Raw genomic sequence first — 14,715 nt, 5'->3', positions numbered from 1 at the left:
AGGAAACTAAAAATGGAAATTCATGTGGTTGCGCGACCGGAAGCGGGCTATGCGCGAGAAGACCCGTCGGGGGTAGGCGTGGTGGGTGCTTACCGTGATGAAACAGTGGCCCGCAAGGTCAAAACCCTGAGCGGAACCTCCGCAATCATCTCGAAAGTTACCGTCGACCAGGTGCCGCCCGGCTTCTTGCGAGAGGCTCCGGCGTTCGGCATCTCGTTTGAACCGCAAAACGGCAATCCGTCGATGCCGGCAGACTGGCCCGACCACGTCCGCAAGGCATGGGTCTGCCTGCGCGAACACAACAGTTCCATTCCAGATGAGGTGCTTGACCTGATGAAGGACATCCTGCTGGCCTACCCGCAGCCCTGAAGCCGCGAGGAATTATACGAGGGCTGATTGATTAGAAATCCCGCCACGGCACACGTCGGCGGGATTTTTTCGTGCCGCAAGAAAATCAGCCGATGGCGTGGCGCGGCGGATAAGGATGCGCCGGAACGGCGCAAACACCGCGCTGGAGAGGCATCACAGAAGGCCAGGGTATCCCGCGCCGGGCGTGGTCGAGGGAACCGGCACCACAGGAACCGCGCTGAACTCGCAGACGCGCCGTCGAACGATTTGGCGGAGCGTTATGCGCTCGCGGTTATCGGCACCTGCCGGTCGACCATCGCCAGAAGCTCGAAAATTTCCGGCAGAACCGGTTGACCATGGAGCAACTCGCGCTCGTAGACCGCTACCGGCTCGCTCGTCATCGTGCGGACCTTGTTATACGCCTCGTGCACCGAGAAGAAACAGGTGAGTCGAAATCCTGGACCGACCTTCGTGGCAAACGCGTGCCAGTCGCCTTCCAGCGTATGCACCTCCGCTTCTTCCTCGAATTCCCGAACCATTGCCTGAACCGGCGTCTCGCCGGCTTCGACGTGGCCGCCCACGCCGTTCAGCATGCCTGCGAGCGACGCAGGACGGTCTTTCATCAGCAACACCACTTTGGTCATGTCGGGGGACAACATCAGACCAAGGACGTACTCCCCTGAAAATTCTTTCTTTTGAGCTTCCATGCGCTTTCCTGCAAGTAATAATCGGTTCAGGCCGTTTTCTGTTCGTCGTCAGTGCTACTTCGGGTCCACACACGGCCCGCATGCCAGCGCATACCGCTCCGAAGGGTGTAAGTCTGCCAGATACCGAATCCCTGTACCAGAGTAGGCGAAACCGGTCCAGCATGCAGCGGAAACATCAGTCGTTTGACCATTTGTAAAGACGACGGCAGCGCATTAAACCAGATTGAACTATTGAACGCAAGGATTTACAATTTCTCGCAAAGCCAACAATACCGGCGGGTCACTTCTTTCCCGTGGCATCGCCTATCGCATGACGGTCGCTATAGGCTTGTTAAGTCATTTTCAGAATGCGGAGGTTTGATGAGTCGTACCAGAAAAGGGGGCAAAGGCCCGGGCTACGAGTACTGGACAGCGCGTCCGGGCAACCGTTGCGGTGGGACGCTGGGGAAGTCCACAAAAATTGCCACGCATCGCGCAGAACGTCAGGCAAACAAGCGCGAAGTTGGTGCCGAAACGGAAAGCTGGCGGCGTGGTGACGTTGAGCGTCTGTATTAGCCTGCGGCGAAGGCCTACCCTGCGTATCTCTGCCCTTAAAAAGCACAAAAGCCGCCCGAAAGCGGCTTTTGTTGCGTCCGGACCAGCTTAGTTGCTGGAGAAAATGAAGCTGTACGGTGCCGCAGAGCCGTAGCAGTCGACCTGGCGGCCGGCGGTTGCGGAGCTCGCAATCGTCGTGTTCAGGCCGGCGTTCTTCAGGATTGCCGTGCAGATGGACTGCGCGCCCGAGCCGTTCAGCGACAACGTCACGTTGTTCGCTGCGGCGCCAGCGATGGTCCACGAGCCCGTTGCAGCAGCTGCCGGCGGCGTCGGCACGGAGCTCAGGTAGTTGCCAGTCTGGAGGGTGGCGACGTCCGGCGAGAACGTGCCTGCGTTGTCGTTGGCGAACAGCGTGTTCGCGCCCGCGATTTGCTGAGCCTGCGACACCACCGTCGAAGCTGCAGCCTTAGCCGAGCCTTGCGAGAAGGCCGAGCCGCCGTAGTAGAGGGTTGCGAGTGCGAGCAGTGCGACCAGCGCGATGGAGATGATGGTGATAATCAGCGAAAACATTCTGTAAAGCTCCTGATGGGTTGTGAGGTTGCAATTACCAACTCTTTGCAAGCCATGTAGGAGGGGACGACCGCAGAACGGCGTCCTGAATTTATACGGAACGCGAAAAGAAGGAAAATGACAGCGAATCTCGCTCGTTACAATTTGTATCCAAACGCTTACAAAGCGTAATTTGTGCGAACAAAAGAGCCAGAACTGGACGTCCGGGCTGCATCAGCGACCAAGGTAAAAACCGTTGCCGGCGTCTGACCTGCCCCGACTGGCCGGTCGGGGTCAACGGGAAGCAACGTCTTTCGGGGAACTGCCGTGCTGCACAGGGTTGCGAAGAGGCAGGCGGTCGACCCTTCATGGTGCGTGAAGGTCACGATGAGACTCCCGCTCGCGCCCTTTCCTCGGTCACATGCTCTGACGCAATGTTCCCGCATGCCGCTAATCCTTCAGCAGCTCCACCCACCACCAGCGGTTCTTCGTCGCGCCGGCCACCTTCATCTGCACCGCCATCGTCTGCTTGCCGCGAATCCAATCAAGCAACTTGCGCTCGATATTGAGCTTCGTGACGGCCGAATCCCAGTGCCCCTCATCGATGCCCAGCACGATTTTCGTGGCGACGGAGCTAATCAGGCTTTCCGGGACGTTTTTTGGCGACTGGTTTGCGGCCCAGAGCGCTAGACCAAACTTCCGCGCCTCTCGAGCGATGACGCCAATGATGCCATCACCTCCGTCATTGTCGTTTGCACTAACATAAACGCCCAATTCATCGAGGACCACTACAGTTCTCACCTTGTCCGTCTGCCCTGCCTGAACCGCTGCATAGAACTGCTCCTGCAGAAGGAAGAACACCATCATTTTCTTATCTTCTGAGTTCAGGGCCTTCAGGTTGTAGCGCCATACGCGTTTGCTTTCGTCGAACGGCGGCGGCATGCTCTTGAAGAGGCCCGATGCCTGCAGATTTTCCAGACGCTCGACGACTGACTTCAACACCTCCGGGGAGTTGTAGTTCCGAATCATTTCGAACTCGCGCCCCGTCGTCACCCCGTTGACGTACGCAGTGAATGCCTCGATGGCATTCGCCTTCGCTTCCTCGAGGTCTTCGGCCAGCTCGGCCTGCATGCCTTCGTAGCGCTGCATCTTGATGGACTCGAGCAGCTTCTTCTGACGGGCCTGCGCAGTCTTGTAGACCTGGTTGAGCGCGCGCACCGCCTTCTGGTCGGAGCCCAGATACCGCTCCTCGAAAATTCGGTCCGCATACGCAAGCACATCGGCCACTGTCGGATAGGTTCGCGGCTTGTAGGCCGGCTTCCAACGGGTTAGCTCTCCCTTGTATTTGTCGGGTGTCGTGTACCAAAGCTTACGCGCGCCATCCCATCGCGCGCCGTTCTTGCTCGCCTCGTCTTTCTCGGCGAAGGGCACTTCCAGATACAGGCGGTTGTCGGCGCCAGCGGAAATCAGGCGCGAGTCGTACTCGTTCATGCCCCACGTTCTGCTGTCGTCCGGGTCGAAGCCATGCTCGGCGAAGACGTCCAGAAGCAGCTTGCGCAGGACGGCTTCCTGTTTCGAGCCAAGGCTGGTGACGGAAGCCTGGTTCACCGTGCGGATGAAGTTGCGGATGCACTTGTTCACCCCCCCAAAGTGGACGTCAGGATTAACGCGAAGCGGGTTCAAGCCCCAAGGCGTCTGCTCTGAGAACAGCACCTCGCTCGCATCAGGTACGTCGATGTCGCCGTGGACGTCATAGACGAGAAAGCGCACCGGCTGGCCTTCGGTGTCCGCGCGCGCAATCATGCTGCGGAATGTGTGCGACTTTCCCACGCCCGACATCCCGAGAAGGAGCGCGTGGGCGTTGTAGAGCTGCGAGGTGTCCATCACGACCTTCGACAGCCGGCCGTTCTTGGCTTCGAAATAGTCCTTTCCGAGAGGGATTTTCATGCGGGAAACAAGGCTTTTTTGACGAATGAAGCCTTGTATAGGGACACGCTTTATCGGTGCCCGTGAGCACTGAGTAGCCGCCCGCTCGCCGTCGAGTGGCTACACCAGGAAGACACCAACTTTTCTAGAGAGGACTCTATGACTACATCCCTGAATGCAACCGTTCACATCGGCACGCCGGTGCCCCGTCAAATCGTCGACGTTCCCGGCCACGCCGGCTTGCGAATCCACGTGATTGGTGTGGTCGAAGCTGCAAACCCCGCCCAGGAGATGGAGCAAGCCTACTTCGTTGAGCTGAATGGAAACCACGTCGCGCGCGCTGAGCTTTTGGAAGCAGAGAAAGCTGCAGTGCGAGCGCTTCTTGTGGCGCAGTTTCCTCAGCATGCCGCAATCTGACTGATACAACCGGCGCGCCTGCAGTCTGAACGCGCTGAAATAATTAAGCGAGCCCCGATACTCTCGGTGGCTCGCTTTTCTATTCGGTCCGGCGATTGTTGCGCAAGCCAGTTACTCGACGAGCGTGATTTCGATGGTCAGGTCGCCTTGTTCGATGACCTTCGGAATGCCCTTACGCAGCGGCAGGGACTCCTCGAAACCGTTCGTCTTAAGCGACGGTAGCTCGATGGTCATGGTCTGGGAAGCGACATCGGAGGCTGGACCCGTCGTCTGGTCGCCCTCAGTTTGCCCTTCAGCCTCGCAAACAGGCGCGGCCACGGTAAAATTCTGCATTGACAGCAACGTAGATACGTCGACGCGCACATGGGCTACTACGCCATCGCGGGTCTCTTCCAACATCTGCGCATAAATCCGGATTCCGTCCGTAACGGTGTCGGTGGTCCCCGACAATTTGCCGTCGCAATTACCAGCGACGCCGCTAAGGTAACCCATCTCTTTTTCATCCACTATCGTAGCTGGAAGGTCTCCCACATCCAGCAGAGCTTCGTGTTTTGTGCCTTTGCCGGCCGTGGAATGGTCGGTCACCACGAATTTCAGATGGTGAGTCGACGCGCGGAACGCAGTGGGAGTTCCATGAACCGCTTTGGCCTTGCGCAGGGCCGGCGCGGTAACTGTAGACGACTGTGGTTCCTGCTTTTTCAGGTAATCGGCGACCGCGATGCTTGCCGCCAGCGGCGCAGTAGCGATATTGGCAGCGTGAGCAGAAACAGCCAGACAGCACGAGACAGCGAAGACCAGCTTCTTCATAAAGGGGTGCCTTTTCAGGTGTGGGTGAGAAAAACTGGCGCAGTCTACCACGGCCTTTACATAAACAAAACATTTGAAAAGCATCTGTAAACGTAAAGCGGTTCCACGCAGGGTTATCCGCGATACGCGGGGTGCTATACCTCGGAGGACAACTCCATCAGAGACCGCTATGACAAAACAAACAACGAAGAAGCTCAATCACCCTTGGGACCGCGCTGCGTCAAGTGAACTGACGCGTGTAAGCGGCGCTTTCGGCAATCACGAGACGTTGGATACCGGAGTCAACTTCTTCGTGCTGGCCTTAGAAGCGCTTGGTGCCCGCCCGCGTTTCTCCTGCGAAGGTCATCCCACAGGGTTCTACGTCGCTTTCGAAGCACCCTACGAGTTGGCGCTGGAGATTGAAGGTGCCGGTTTCTTTTCTGTCGAAATCGAGGGCCAGAATTACTGGTCCATTCGGAAGACCAAGACTGAGCATGTGTCGGAGGGCTACACGGAAGCCAAAAAAGTCAGGACCTTGCGCTGGGCCGCTGAAGCGTGGGTACGTGTCTTCGGCGAGCGCCTTGCTGGCATTCAATGCGTAAAAGAGGCGGCTTAGACCGGTTTTAATCATTTCAACGCCCGCGTCTCGCGGGCGTTTTTTCTTTGAAGGCCGAGTTGGTGCCCTGAACTCCTCCCGCACCATTTCTGGCCTTTTGGCGGGCGCTGCCTCTATCGGCGCACGCCGTCGTGCCAGTTTCGACGGTCATCATGGTGCTCCCAACGGGGGTCCCTGTAATTGTGATACTCGAGCACAGGCTCACCGTAATACAGGCCGGGGCCAAAAACCACCGGGGCGGTCTCATAGACAACTCCCCCCTGCTGGTAGACGACAGTTGGGGGCGCCTGATAAACCATCGGGGGCGGCTGGTCAAGCATCGGCGGTGGAGGGGGCGCGCCGTAAGCCGCGCTCGGAACGGCGACGTACACACCGACTGAATCGTGTGCCGCTGCAAGCCCCGAAACAAGCGCGAAAGCCACGCCCGACAGCACACACCACAAACTCTTACTCTTTACCATGTCGACTCCTTTACGCGCGGTCAAAGCCGCGTGGTCTGGGTGAACCTCGCCTTTGCCTTTGGCCAGCGGCGCGAGAAAACCGCAGGGCCCTGAGGGCCAAACCACCCTTGCGTGCCGCAGTCGCAACGTGGTGTTTCGGCAGCCCTATCCTTAGTGAAGCGAGAAACGCCTTTGAGCGCAGAGAGACTCCGCTTTCCTTGTGCAAGTTCGCCGAGCTTCGTTGACGCTATACTTCGCGGCATCAAGCCAGACAAAGGAACTCAACGTGGCAACACTTTCGAAGTTGAAAGCGGACCAAGTCCTATTCACCGTAACCCGCTCGAAGATGGGCAACACGACGATATCGACGACAACCGTGCATCCGGTGCGCGTTGTCTCGGTTCACGATGGTTACGTGATAGCGTCATGGAACGGGAATAAGGAGCGTAAATACTATGAAGGCGATGTCGCAAAGTGGCGGGTCTGTGAACCCGTGCTTATTCGTTCGCGGCTGACAGCACGTCTTGCGACGAAAGCAGAAATCGCAGAGATGAAAGCAAAGCAGCAGAAAACGAACCACCCCTAATTTGTAAAGCCCCACGAAACTGCGGGGCTTTTCTTTGCACCGGGCTCCAGCAGCGCGAAGCGGTAAAACCGGGGTGCAGCCGGCAGGTCGGGAAACCGGAATTGGAACATCAAACTAGTTCGAAATTCCGCTTCTGAAGCGCCGGCCCCGCACGCCTCCCCGAGTGGCCCTGCGATGACCGCGCAGATAGTGTCGGTGTCGCCGCCGTGGTAAAGACAGTTCCCACCCGAAGTGGGCTTGCAAGAGCAGCCCGACTCAATACTCGCAAAGTCTGACACCGGAAGCGAGCAACAAAACGTTTGACTTGACCTGCAACCAAATCCCGCAATAAGACGGAGGGGAGTCCACCGCCGAGTAATCTCGGCCCCCTCCCCGCCTCTATTTCGGCTGTGTGAAGCACCGTCCATTTGTAGAGCGGAGTCGTATTCGCGCCACACCTTTTGATAGGTGTGGCGCATTAGTCGTCGATTTTCGTTGCAACGCAACCGGCGTCGCCCTTACATTTCCGTGGTAGCTGTATAAAATAACAGTTGACAGGGTAATCGCAGCGTACGCAGTGCTAACCGAGAGGAATTTCGATGGCCACGGCTGCTCACATCCGATTTGCGAAAGACGAGTCCGGCAGGATAACCGCCGCGAACGATACATTCGCGGTTACCCGCTCGGCTTTTCACTGCCTTGCCTGCAACGAACCCTTGGTACTGCGTAGAGGTCGGGGGAACGCGGGGCCGTACTTCATCCACGCGCAGGCGGCGGAGTGCCGGCTGGGGCCGCAACTCGCGTTGCGCGCGGCCGCGCTCACGGTTTTGACCGACAGCCGGTTCATCAAAACGCCGTCCCTTCCAAGAGTGAGTGCGGGCGCGTCACAAAGGAGACCGCCGACCGGCTGTGCGCTGGAACAATGGGCGGTCAGCGTAGCAGACCACGTCGTCGAACAGGTTCCCGTCGACTTCGTCGCGGAGACGCTTGCGGGGCAGCTCATCATCCAGATATCGATTCCGGGTCTTTTGGATACACAAATCCGCGACAAAATCCGTGCGCTTGAGCTGCCTGCGCTGGAGGTCGTCCTCGCGAAGCCCGCCACTATTCACGGTATGGCCGACCTAAAAGAGCTCCTGCTGCACTCCATCACCAACAAACGATGGCTTTTCCACCCCGCCATGTCAGACGGGCGCGCGTTGCTTGAAAAGAAGCTCAACTGGCCGGCGCCACAGCGTACCGCCGCGCTTCGCCAGACTGCCGCGAGCGCGACAAAACACATCGGGCCGTCCACCTGGAGCCCGGCGCACGTCTTCGCAGACAACGCGTTGTACTGTCAACTGGTGCTAGGCGATAAAATTGAGTATCTCGAAGCAAAGATGGGAATGCGATGTGACCGCTGGCCCGACTATGTTGACGTCTCGGTAAAGGGTGAGCGGTCTTTCGGTTGCGACCGTCGCGTGTGGCAAGCGGACGTTTTCAGCAGATTCGTGCTGCGAACCGAGGCTTTTACAGCCGCGATGGTGGTGGATTGGCTTGCGGAGCGGTACCCCGGCGAGCGACCCTTCCCGAATTCCGACAAGGTAGCGGTGTACTACTACCTCCAGGAACTGGTAGACCGAGAGTTCATTGCGCAGGGTCGCGCTCAGGCCTACCGCGTTACGCATCAGAATCCTCTCGATACGCTCGCGAGTTTTGCATGGAACTCGACTTGCCGGTTGTCCGCGAGTCAACTGCGCTCGCTGTCAGCACGTGCCGGCCTGCGTATTCCCATTGATTTTGTGCAGGAGCTGCTCGACTCATTCAACGATGTGCATCCTGCCGGCACCGTAGAAAGCTTTGTAAAGATGCTTGCCTACCGACTGCACGCGCCGCCGCGCTGCGTCCTCACCTTACTCTGTGACGCGCAACTCGTCGTCGAAAACCGAAACGTCCAGACAGTGGCGCAAGCCAGCCTGTTCTAGCCCGCCGGCGTCTTTCGACCTCAGCCAACCAAGGAAAAGCCCGCCGGTGACGGCGGGCTTTAAATCAGTTACTTGAGAAGGTGTGCAACCGGCTCAATCCTTCTGAGCCGCATCCGAAACCTGCTTGAGCGCGGTGGCAAGGCGCTCAGCGAGCGCGAAGTCCTCATCGCTCAAGCGCGAGTCGCGGCACCCTCCCAGCAGCTCCTGCCATGTGCAGCCAGCGGGAAGGTCATGGTAGGCCTCCTGCAAGGCGTCATACGGCAACTCAGTCAGCGTCTCCTGTGGGAGAAACCGGGCAGCCAGCGCGAGAGAGTTTTGCGCAGCGTCCGAAATACCCTGGTCGTACAGCGCCGATTGCAGGTCGGGGTGCGCCAGCACCTTCGCCAGGCTCTCAACTGCCAACAGCGCTTCGGCCAACGGAGTGCCTTCTTTCGAATACGTTTTCATTGTTTTTTGTCCTTGCTGTAATGGTTAAAGAGGCACCGCATCGCGGTAATCTGCGGGGCGCTGCTTGCATTCCTGATAGACGTAGGTCATCGGGTTTTTACCCCGCTCGCCTCGGTCCTTGCTGACCGCTTCGACAAATCGCGCAAGGTTAGGCGAGGCTGCGTTGTCCGCCGGCGTTACTTCACGGACGAGCTCGTAATACGAGTCACCGCTGCGAAGCAGTTTCGCGGGTTCTACGCCATACGCGATGATGACGAGGTGCCCGTGCTCGAGCGCCGGCATTTCGTCACGGTTACCTGCGTACTCGTAGATGTCTCGACGCGTGGCCGCTACTTCGAATCCAAGACTTGCGGCCGTGCCGCTCGAATAGAAATCGAAGACGGCCTCGACCGGAAGCTCATAGTCAGCCGGATAGACGTCATTTTCCGCCGGAGTTACAAGCATCTTTTCTACGAGATACGCCAGCGCTGTCGCCAGTACGGAGGGGTCCGTGACAAAACGGCCCTTCGCGTCCCTGCCCGAGCGCCCACCTGCCTGCAGGATGCAGAACGGCTTGGCGTCGAACCAGAGCGTGCTGACCTGGGTGATGCGATAGCTGTCACCGCTGCTGTAAAACACCTGTCGTTCGATGAGGCGCTTTTCTTCCCTTATCGCTTCCGCCACGCTGTTGTCGAGGAACCCCGAGAGTTCGGGAAACCACTCGTCCGGAATGTGCCAGATTTCTTCAGCCGTCTCTTTTGCGAGCTTGTAGACGTCGGAAAGACGGATAAAGCCCGGATGTGCGTTGCCTGCAATGCTGCTGATGTCCATGTTGATTTCCTCTAAAAACGGATGGGCCTGGTCCGTCTAGAGAAAAAATCGGGATGGGCAGCCGCGCGAGGGACCAACCGGCCATGAGCCTTGCGTGGATACCACTGCGCCGGTATCCTGCCCGGCATGAGAGACGAAGACTTCGAAACACTGAGTGCAATGTTGGCCACAGCCCCAGGCGTCGTCGGCGCCAAAATTCTCGAGTTGCTCCACCGAGAAAAGGTCATCCCGACGACGGGTTATGCAAACCTGACCGATGCAACGGTCGACGCCTTGGCCGCAGCGCTCAAAGGCGCGCGCGTCCTTGATGCTGGTAGTGGGACCGGGTACATGGCGCACCGGCTATCCGAGGTGGGTGTGGACGTCTGCGCGTGTGACGTGGTGGACGTCAATGAATCGCGGGAAGTTGAGCCGTCCGCTCACCGATGGAAGCTAGATGTAAGGGGCAACGCCGTAGACCTGCTTCCTGGAGAGTTCGATGCTGTCATTCTCTCGTGGCCCGATATCCACTCCCCCTTTGCCTTCGAGGTCGCGTCCAAACTGAAGTCCGGTCAGAGCCTATGGTATCTGGGCGAGTCAAGAGGCGGCTGCACCGCGTCGGATGACTTTTTCAATTTAATGATGGATGAGCAGCTCTGGCTGCTTGAAACCTGGCTGGGACGGTCGCTGAACGAGGTGTACCGGCCGTACACCGGTATGAAAGACCGGTGGTGGGTGTTTCGACGAATCTGATGCTCAATCGGTGGATTGAGCGGCTAGCCGCTACCACTAATGCGCCCCAGTGCTCCTTCCAAACGTAGAGCCGAAGGCTCGAGGCTTGGTGGGAGGTGAAAGGGCGCCAACTCTACCTCCAGGGGGCGTTGCCTGTTGCTGGATGTATTGCTTCACCACCTCCAGAGGGGCGCCGCCGCAACTCGCCACGAAATAGCTTCGACTCCACAACACCGGTTTCCAGTAGAACTTCGCCAGATGCGCGCCGAACTCCCTGCGCAACAGGCGCGCGGAGACCGTCTTGAGGCTGTTCACCGCCGACGACAAGGCGGTCTTAGGCGGAAGCTCAATCACCAGATGAACGTGGTCGGCCTCGCCATTGAATTCCAGCAGGGTTCCTTCCTTCAAGGCCTGCTTCTCGCAGATAGCCTTGAGGGACTCAAGCATTGCCGCTGTCAGGGCAAGCCCGTCTGTACTTCGTGACTATAACCAAGTGATATTGCAGCGCGTAGGTGCAGTGATACAGCGTCTTGAAGGCTTGTTCACTCACGGGTTTCCCGCTATACTGATTCCGCCCCAATATTAACAACCACACGTGCCGAAACGCAAAGCAACGTTCCGACTCTATCCCAACGCGACCGAGAAAGCCGCGCTGGAAGAGACGCTTTCATTGCATTGTCGCGTTTACAATGCGCTGCTCGAAGAGCACCGCCGGCGGTATGAAGCGGGCGAGACGACGTTCAGTTTCCAGGCGATGTGTAAAGCCTTGACGCTCTGGCGTGAATGCGCGAAAAGCCTTGCGACGCTGAACGCGCAGGGTTTGCAGGTGACGGCCAAGCGCGCCGCGCTTGCCTTTGAGGCATTCTTCCGCCGTGTGAAGAAGGGTGAAACACCCGGCTATCCGCGCTTCAAGTCGTGGAAACGTTTCAGCGGCTTCGGCTTCAAGACGCACGGCGACGGCTGGAAACTGATGCAGGCGCACTGCGCGCTCAAGCGCGGCGGCCGGTGTGCAGGTTACGAATACGGCGCGGTGCGCCTGTCCGGCATCGGCACCGTGTCGATGCGCGGCCGCGCAGGATTCGACGGCGTGCCCAAGACCGCCGAAGTCATGCGCAGGGGCGACAAGTGGTATCTGAGCGTGACGTTCGACGTGACCGAGAACGAAATCCGCCGTCAGGGCGGCCGGGTGTCGACTGCCTTCGACTGGGGCGTCACAACGTTGCTCACGCAGGTCACCGGCGACGCGTTGACCGGTGAGATTGAGAAGGTCGAAAATCCGCGCTGGCTGAAGAAGCAGCTTGGCAAGATTGTCGAACTGCAGCAAGGGACTTCGCGGCTTGAAACCGCCGCGAAGCTCGCATCAGGCAAGGACCGGGGCTTCCCGGTCAATGCCCGGTTGGAGAGGCTGTACCGGCGCCTGCGCGCGGTGCACGGCAAAATCGCGCGGCAGCGGCATGATTTTTACCATAAGCTCACCGCCGCGATGGTCGCGCGCTTCGGCCTTATCGTGACCGAAGAGCTGTCGGTCGCGAACATGAGTCGCGCGCCGAAGCCGAAAAAGAATGAAGACGGAACCTACGCGCCGAATGGCGCGGCGGCGAAGGCCGGCCTGAACCGCAGCATCCAGGATGCGGCGCCTGCCGGACTCATTGCAAAACTTCGATACAAAGCGGCCGATGCCGGGTCGAAGTTCAATCCCATACCCACCAGGAAGGTAAAGCCCTCGCAGCGATGCTGTCTGTGCGGCGCGACTGAGAAGCACGAGCTCTCGGTGCGGCGCTGGACCTGCAAATGCGGCGCGGAGCATGACCGGGACGAGAACGCGGCCCGGACGATGCTGCGTTACGCGTACGAGGGAGACTGGTGGAACCGGAAAGACGGGGCAGGAACTGTCCCCGCTGCAGCGGCGCGCGCCGCGTAAGCGAGAAACTCCTCCCAACCGTAGCGCTTGCGCGAGGCTTGGGTGGAGTAGTTCATCTAGCCTGCCACTACTCGCTCTTTACGAGCTGACCGTGGCTGGTGCCTACGCGGGTCTCTTCTGGGTTTTGAGAGCGGGGAGACTCATGCACGCTCTATGCGGGTACAACGAAAACATCACGCTGCGGCGCCGGACGGGCAACTCACCTCGACAGAACCGCGCGCCGTCTTTACGATTGCGAGCGACGCTTATGGAACGACAGGACGCGCAGACTGGCGCCGACGTAGCCCACAGCTGCGATGACTGCGGCGAGGCAGACTGCTTCCATCAAGGTAATGTGAAGCATTGCAATCCTCCAGCTTGTCAGAGTAGTTCGAACACAATATAGCACAAGTGTCCAGAAAAAAGAGAACTCCGAGCTTTTCAGCCCGGAGTCCGTTAAATTACTGACCCACTACTTGCGACTTCGTTTTGCCGTTGCGCGCGAGACGGAAAAACGAGCCGAAAGCGTAGGCCACGAACGTGCCAACCAAAAGGAGGCACGCGAGATTAGCCGGATTGGAATCCATGCCTTATTCTCCGTTCGTGAGGTCAGCCGTCGCTTTTTTCTTCTTCGCCTTCGGCAGCGCTTTCTTCTCTTCGTGCTTGATACTGCACTCGAAAAGGAACGCCAACGCGCGCAAGAGGAACGAAGCGACACCCAGGAGCACCAGGGTGAACACCGAAACGTGGAGAGGCTCAGTCGGCAACTCGAAATACTTCGCCGCCCAGCCCAACAACGTGTCCGGCATGCCCGGGGCATTGACGACCAGAAGGCCGAAAAGCACCTTTGACATCTTACGCAAGTCGTCTGCAACCCCTTTCCGGGCGTCGCTTGTATCGAGCGTGCTAAACCACTCGATGAGTTTCTTCCAAACGCCCATGATTGGGGTCCTCCCATTTTTTTACAAAAGAAAGGAGAGACCGTGTCCGTTGAACGGGACAAAGACTCTCCCGCCAACGGAAACACTGAGCAAAGGCGCTCGCATGTTTCCTACATGGGTGTAGTCACCAACGGCGACCGCTTTCAGAAAAAAGTTGGGCGCCCGAAAGGGCGCCCATTGCTTGCTTTGCTTTGTTCAAAAAACGTGCATTGCGGGGCAAGCTCGCGGCTCGTTTGTCCGAAACTCGAACGAAGGTCCGACTGTTGTCCAAAAATATAACACTGGCGCGGACGCCGCCTGTCAGGTGTTGACGGCCTCGCTCGAAGCGCCCTGCTCTTGCGCGCACCTCGCCAGCAGCGCTTGCCGGTCCGAAGCCGGCAGCCCAGCCAACAGATGAGCGACAAGATTGGCATCCGGCTCAAGTACCGGCCCGACCCGCATCATGCTGCGCCACACGTGGCGCATGGTGTCTTGATGGAGGAAAGGAAGAGCCTGGGACGGCGGGTCATTTGCGTTGTCATCTTTCACCTGGCGCTCGGTTGGTTCGACCGGCACGATTTTCACGCGTTGGCCGTTGAAGACGAAGACGCCAGCTTCGACAGGCGGATAAATCTTCCAGTAATCCGGCTGCTCCCCCTGCAACGAATTTACAGCCTGAAGCGCGATGTGAACGTCTGTCTGCTCCCACGGCTCCATGCGGCGAGTGCGCACGCTGTGCACCCCCTCGGACATGCGCACGGTCCAGCGAAGGTCGTCAGCCAGCCTGCGCAACAGCTCCAGTTCTTCGCGTTCTTTCTCTTTCAGCAAGGTCGACTCCGGAAATTAAGCCGAGAAGATACCGCGATGGCCCCGTTTTTGTAAAGGGCTAAAAATCTCGGTAGCGCGAAAGGCCCCGGGACATAGATAGTCTTAATCGTAAACCTTAAGTTCTAGGTTTTAGGGTTTTAAGGTCGCTGGCGCGACAGGTTTACGCATCGGCTTTTAAACGGGCGTTCTCTCGCCCGGCCAACAAGGGCTTCCGACGAATGTGCCTGTTTTATCGGCAAAAAAAAAT

General features: G+C 58.4%; 15 protein-coding genes and 1 pseudogene. 7 read left to right on the top strand and 9 right to left on the bottom strand.

Features of this window, described 5'->3' with window-relative positions; translation table 11 throughout:
* Positions 1 to 12 precede the first annotated feature (12 nt).
* The gene (locus F6X40_RS09500) at positions 13 to 369 is read left to right on the top strand and encodes a hypothetical protein (protein WP_187627568.1); all 357 of its coding nucleotides are present in this window, start codon (positions 13 to 15) and stop codon (positions 367 to 369) included.
* 257 nt (positions 370 to 626) lie between these two features.
* Here F6X40_RS09500 and F6X40_RS09495 read toward each other — a convergent pair whose 3' ends face one another.
* From F6X40_RS09495 to F6X40_RS09485, 3 genes are all read right to left on the bottom strand, one after another.
* Positions 627 to 1,055 (bottom strand): NUDIX domain-containing protein, encoded by a 429-nt coding sequence (locus F6X40_RS09495; RefSeq protein WP_187627567.1) that lies wholly within the window; start codon positions 1,053 to 1,055, stop codon positions 627 to 629.
* 642 nt (positions 1,056 to 1,697) lie between these two features.
* The gene (locus F6X40_RS09490; RefSeq protein WP_187627566.1) at positions 1,698 to 2,159 is read right to left on the bottom strand and encodes a hypothetical protein; all 462 of its coding nucleotides are present in this window, start codon (positions 2,157 to 2,159) and stop codon (positions 1,698 to 1,700) included.
* A gap of 429 nt (positions 2,160 to 2,588) precedes the next feature.
* The gene (locus tag F6X40_RS09485) at positions 2,589 to 4,085 is read right to left on the bottom strand and encodes a DUF5710 domain-containing protein (protein ID WP_187627565.1); all 1,497 of its coding nucleotides are present in this window, start codon (positions 4,083 to 4,085) and stop codon (positions 2,589 to 2,591) included.
* A 138-nt stretch (positions 4,086 to 4,223) separates the two neighbouring features.
* On the opposite strand from F6X40_RS09485, the gene F6X40_RS09480 reads away from it, so the two are divergent.
* On the top strand, positions 4,224 to 4,481 hold the full coding sequence (locus tag F6X40_RS09480) for a hypothetical protein (protein ID WP_187627564.1): 258 nt from the start codon (positions 4,224 to 4,226) through the stop codon (positions 4,479 to 4,481).
* Positions 4,482 to 4,592: 111 nt separating this feature from the next.
* Here the strand turns inward: F6X40_RS09480 and F6X40_RS09475 are convergent, their stop codons facing one another.
* Positions 4,593 to 5,288 (bottom strand): hypothetical protein, encoded by a 696-nt coding sequence (locus F6X40_RS09475; RefSeq protein ID WP_187627563.1) that lies wholly within the window; start codon positions 5,286 to 5,288, stop codon positions 4,593 to 4,595.
* 169 nt (positions 5,289 to 5,457) lie between these two features.
* Between F6X40_RS09475 and F6X40_RS09470 the strand changes: the two genes are divergently transcribed.
* The 3 genes from F6X40_RS09470 (at position 5,458) to F6X40_RS09460 (ending at position 8,852) form a co-directional block, all read left to right on the top strand.
* Positions 5,458 to 5,883: a hypothetical protein gene (locus F6X40_RS09470; RefSeq protein WP_187627562.1), complete on the top strand. Its 426-nt coding sequence runs from the start codon at positions 5,458 to 5,460 to the stop codon at positions 5,881 to 5,883.
* 726 nt (positions 5,884 to 6,609) lie between these two features.
* Positions 6,610 to 6,909: a hypothetical protein gene (locus F6X40_RS09465; protein ID WP_222946034.1), complete on the top strand. Its 300-nt coding sequence runs from the start codon at positions 6,610 to 6,612 to the stop codon at positions 6,907 to 6,909.
* Positions 6,910 to 7,487: 578 nt separating this feature from the next.
* Positions 7,488 to 8,852, top strand: coding sequence for a hypothetical protein (locus F6X40_RS09460; RefSeq protein WP_187627561.1), 1,365 nt, complete (start codon positions 7,488 to 7,490; stop codon positions 8,850 to 8,852).
* A 93-nt stretch (positions 8,853 to 8,945) separates the two neighbouring features.
* On the opposite strand, the gene F6X40_RS09455 is transcribed toward F6X40_RS09460, so the two are convergent.
* Entirely contained in the window at positions 8,946 to 9,299 is a 354-nt protein-coding gene (locus tag F6X40_RS09455) for a hypothetical protein (RefSeq protein ID WP_187627560.1), read from the bottom strand.
* Between the two features lie 24 nt (positions 9,300 to 9,323).
* A complete protein-coding gene (locus F6X40_RS09450) occupies positions 9,324 to 10,109 on the bottom strand; it encodes a hypothetical protein (protein ID WP_187627559.1) in 786 nt (261 codons plus the stop codon).
* Positions 10,110 to 10,235: 126 nt separating this feature from the next.
* Here F6X40_RS09450 and F6X40_RS09445 point away from each other — a divergent pair, with 126 nt between their 5' ends.
* Positions 10,236 to 10,841, top strand: a complete 606-nt coding sequence (locus tag F6X40_RS09445; RefSeq protein WP_187627558.1) for a class I SAM-dependent methyltransferase — start codon at positions 10,236 to 10,238, stop codon at positions 10,839 to 10,841.
* Between the two features lie 123 nt (positions 10,842 to 10,964).
* Here F6X40_RS09445 and tnpA read toward each other — a convergent pair.
* Positions 10,965 to 11,370: pseudogene (gene tnpA, locus F6X40_RS09440) on the bottom strand (IS200/IS605 family transposase); the annotation flags it as partial.
* Between the two features lie 45 nt (positions 11,371 to 11,415).
* Here tnpA and F6X40_RS09435 point away from each other — a divergent pair.
* Entirely contained in the window at positions 11,416 to 12,741 is a 1,326-nt protein-coding gene (locus F6X40_RS09435) for an RNA-guided endonuclease InsQ/TnpB family protein (RefSeq protein WP_187627557.1), read from the top strand.
* A 569-nt stretch (positions 12,742 to 13,310) separates the two neighbouring features.
* Here F6X40_RS09435 and F6X40_RS09430 read toward each other — a convergent pair.
* Both F6X40_RS09430 and F6X40_RS09425 read right to left on the bottom strand, forming a co-directional pair.
* On the bottom strand, positions 13,311 to 13,661 hold the full coding sequence (locus F6X40_RS09430) for a hypothetical protein (RefSeq protein ID WP_187627556.1): 351 nt from the start codon (positions 13,659 to 13,661) through the stop codon (positions 13,311 to 13,313).
* A 300-nt stretch (positions 13,662 to 13,961) separates the two neighbouring features.
* Positions 13,962 to 14,468 (bottom strand): hypothetical protein, encoded by a 507-nt coding sequence (locus F6X40_RS09425; RefSeq protein WP_187627555.1) that lies wholly within the window; start codon positions 14,466 to 14,468, stop codon positions 13,962 to 13,964.
* Positions 14,469 to 14,715: the final 247 nt, after the last annotated feature.

This window comes from Paraburkholderia sp. UCT31 (genome assembly GCF_014397655.1).
GTDB classification, from domain to species: Bacteria; Pseudomonadota; Gammaproteobacteria; order Burkholderiales; family Burkholderiaceae; genus Paraburkholderia; species Paraburkholderia tuberum.
This window is presented reverse-complemented; position numbering and strand designations above follow the sequence as displayed.

Bases quoted from the DNA above. Each gene is read 5' to 3' on its own strand.
- F6X40_RS09485 (WP_187627565.1), bottom strand. From the start codon at position 4,085: ATGAAAATCCCTCTCGGAAAGGACTATTTCGAAGCCAAGAACGGCCGG.
- F6X40_RS09500 (WP_187627568.1), top strand. From the start codon at position 13: ATGGAAATTCATGTGGTTGCGCGACCGGAAGCGGGCTATGCGCGAGAA.
- F6X40_RS09480 (WP_187627564.1), top strand. From the start codon at position 4,224: ATGACTACATCCCTGAATGCAACCGTTCACATCGGCACGCCGGTGCCC.
- F6X40_RS09470 (WP_187627562.1), top strand. From the start codon at position 5,458: ATGACAAAACAAACAACGAAGAAGCTCAATCACCCTTGGGACCGCGCT.
- F6X40_RS09445 (WP_187627558.1), top strand. From the start codon at position 10,236: ATGAGAGACGAAGACTTCGAAACACTGAGTGCAATGTTGGCCACAGCC.
- F6X40_RS09460 (WP_187627561.1), top strand. From the start codon at position 7,488: ATGGCCACGGCTGCTCACATCCGATTTGCGAAAGACGAGTCCGGCAGG.
- F6X40_RS09455 (WP_187627560.1), bottom strand. From the start codon at position 9,299: ATGAAAACGTATTCGAAAGAAGGCACTCCGTTGGCCGAAGCGCTGTTG.
- F6X40_RS09495 (WP_187627567.1), bottom strand. From the start codon at position 1,055: ATGGAAGCTCAAAAGAAAGAATTTTCAGGGGAGTACGTCCTTGGTCTG.
- F6X40_RS09490 (WP_187627566.1), bottom strand. From the start codon at position 2,159: ATGTTTTCGCTGATTATCACCATCATCTCCATCGCGCTGGTCGCACTG.
- F6X40_RS09430 (WP_187627556.1), bottom strand. From the start codon at position 13,661: ATGGGCGTTTGGAAGAAACTCATCGAGTGGTTTAGCACGCTCGATACA.
- F6X40_RS09450 (WP_187627559.1), bottom strand. From the start codon at position 10,109: ATGGACATCAGCAGCATTGCAGGCAACGCACATCCGGGCTTTATCCGT.
- F6X40_RS09475 (WP_187627563.1), bottom strand. From the start codon at position 5,288: ATGAAGAAGCTGGTCTTCGCTGTCTCGTGCTGTCTGGCTGTTTCTGCT.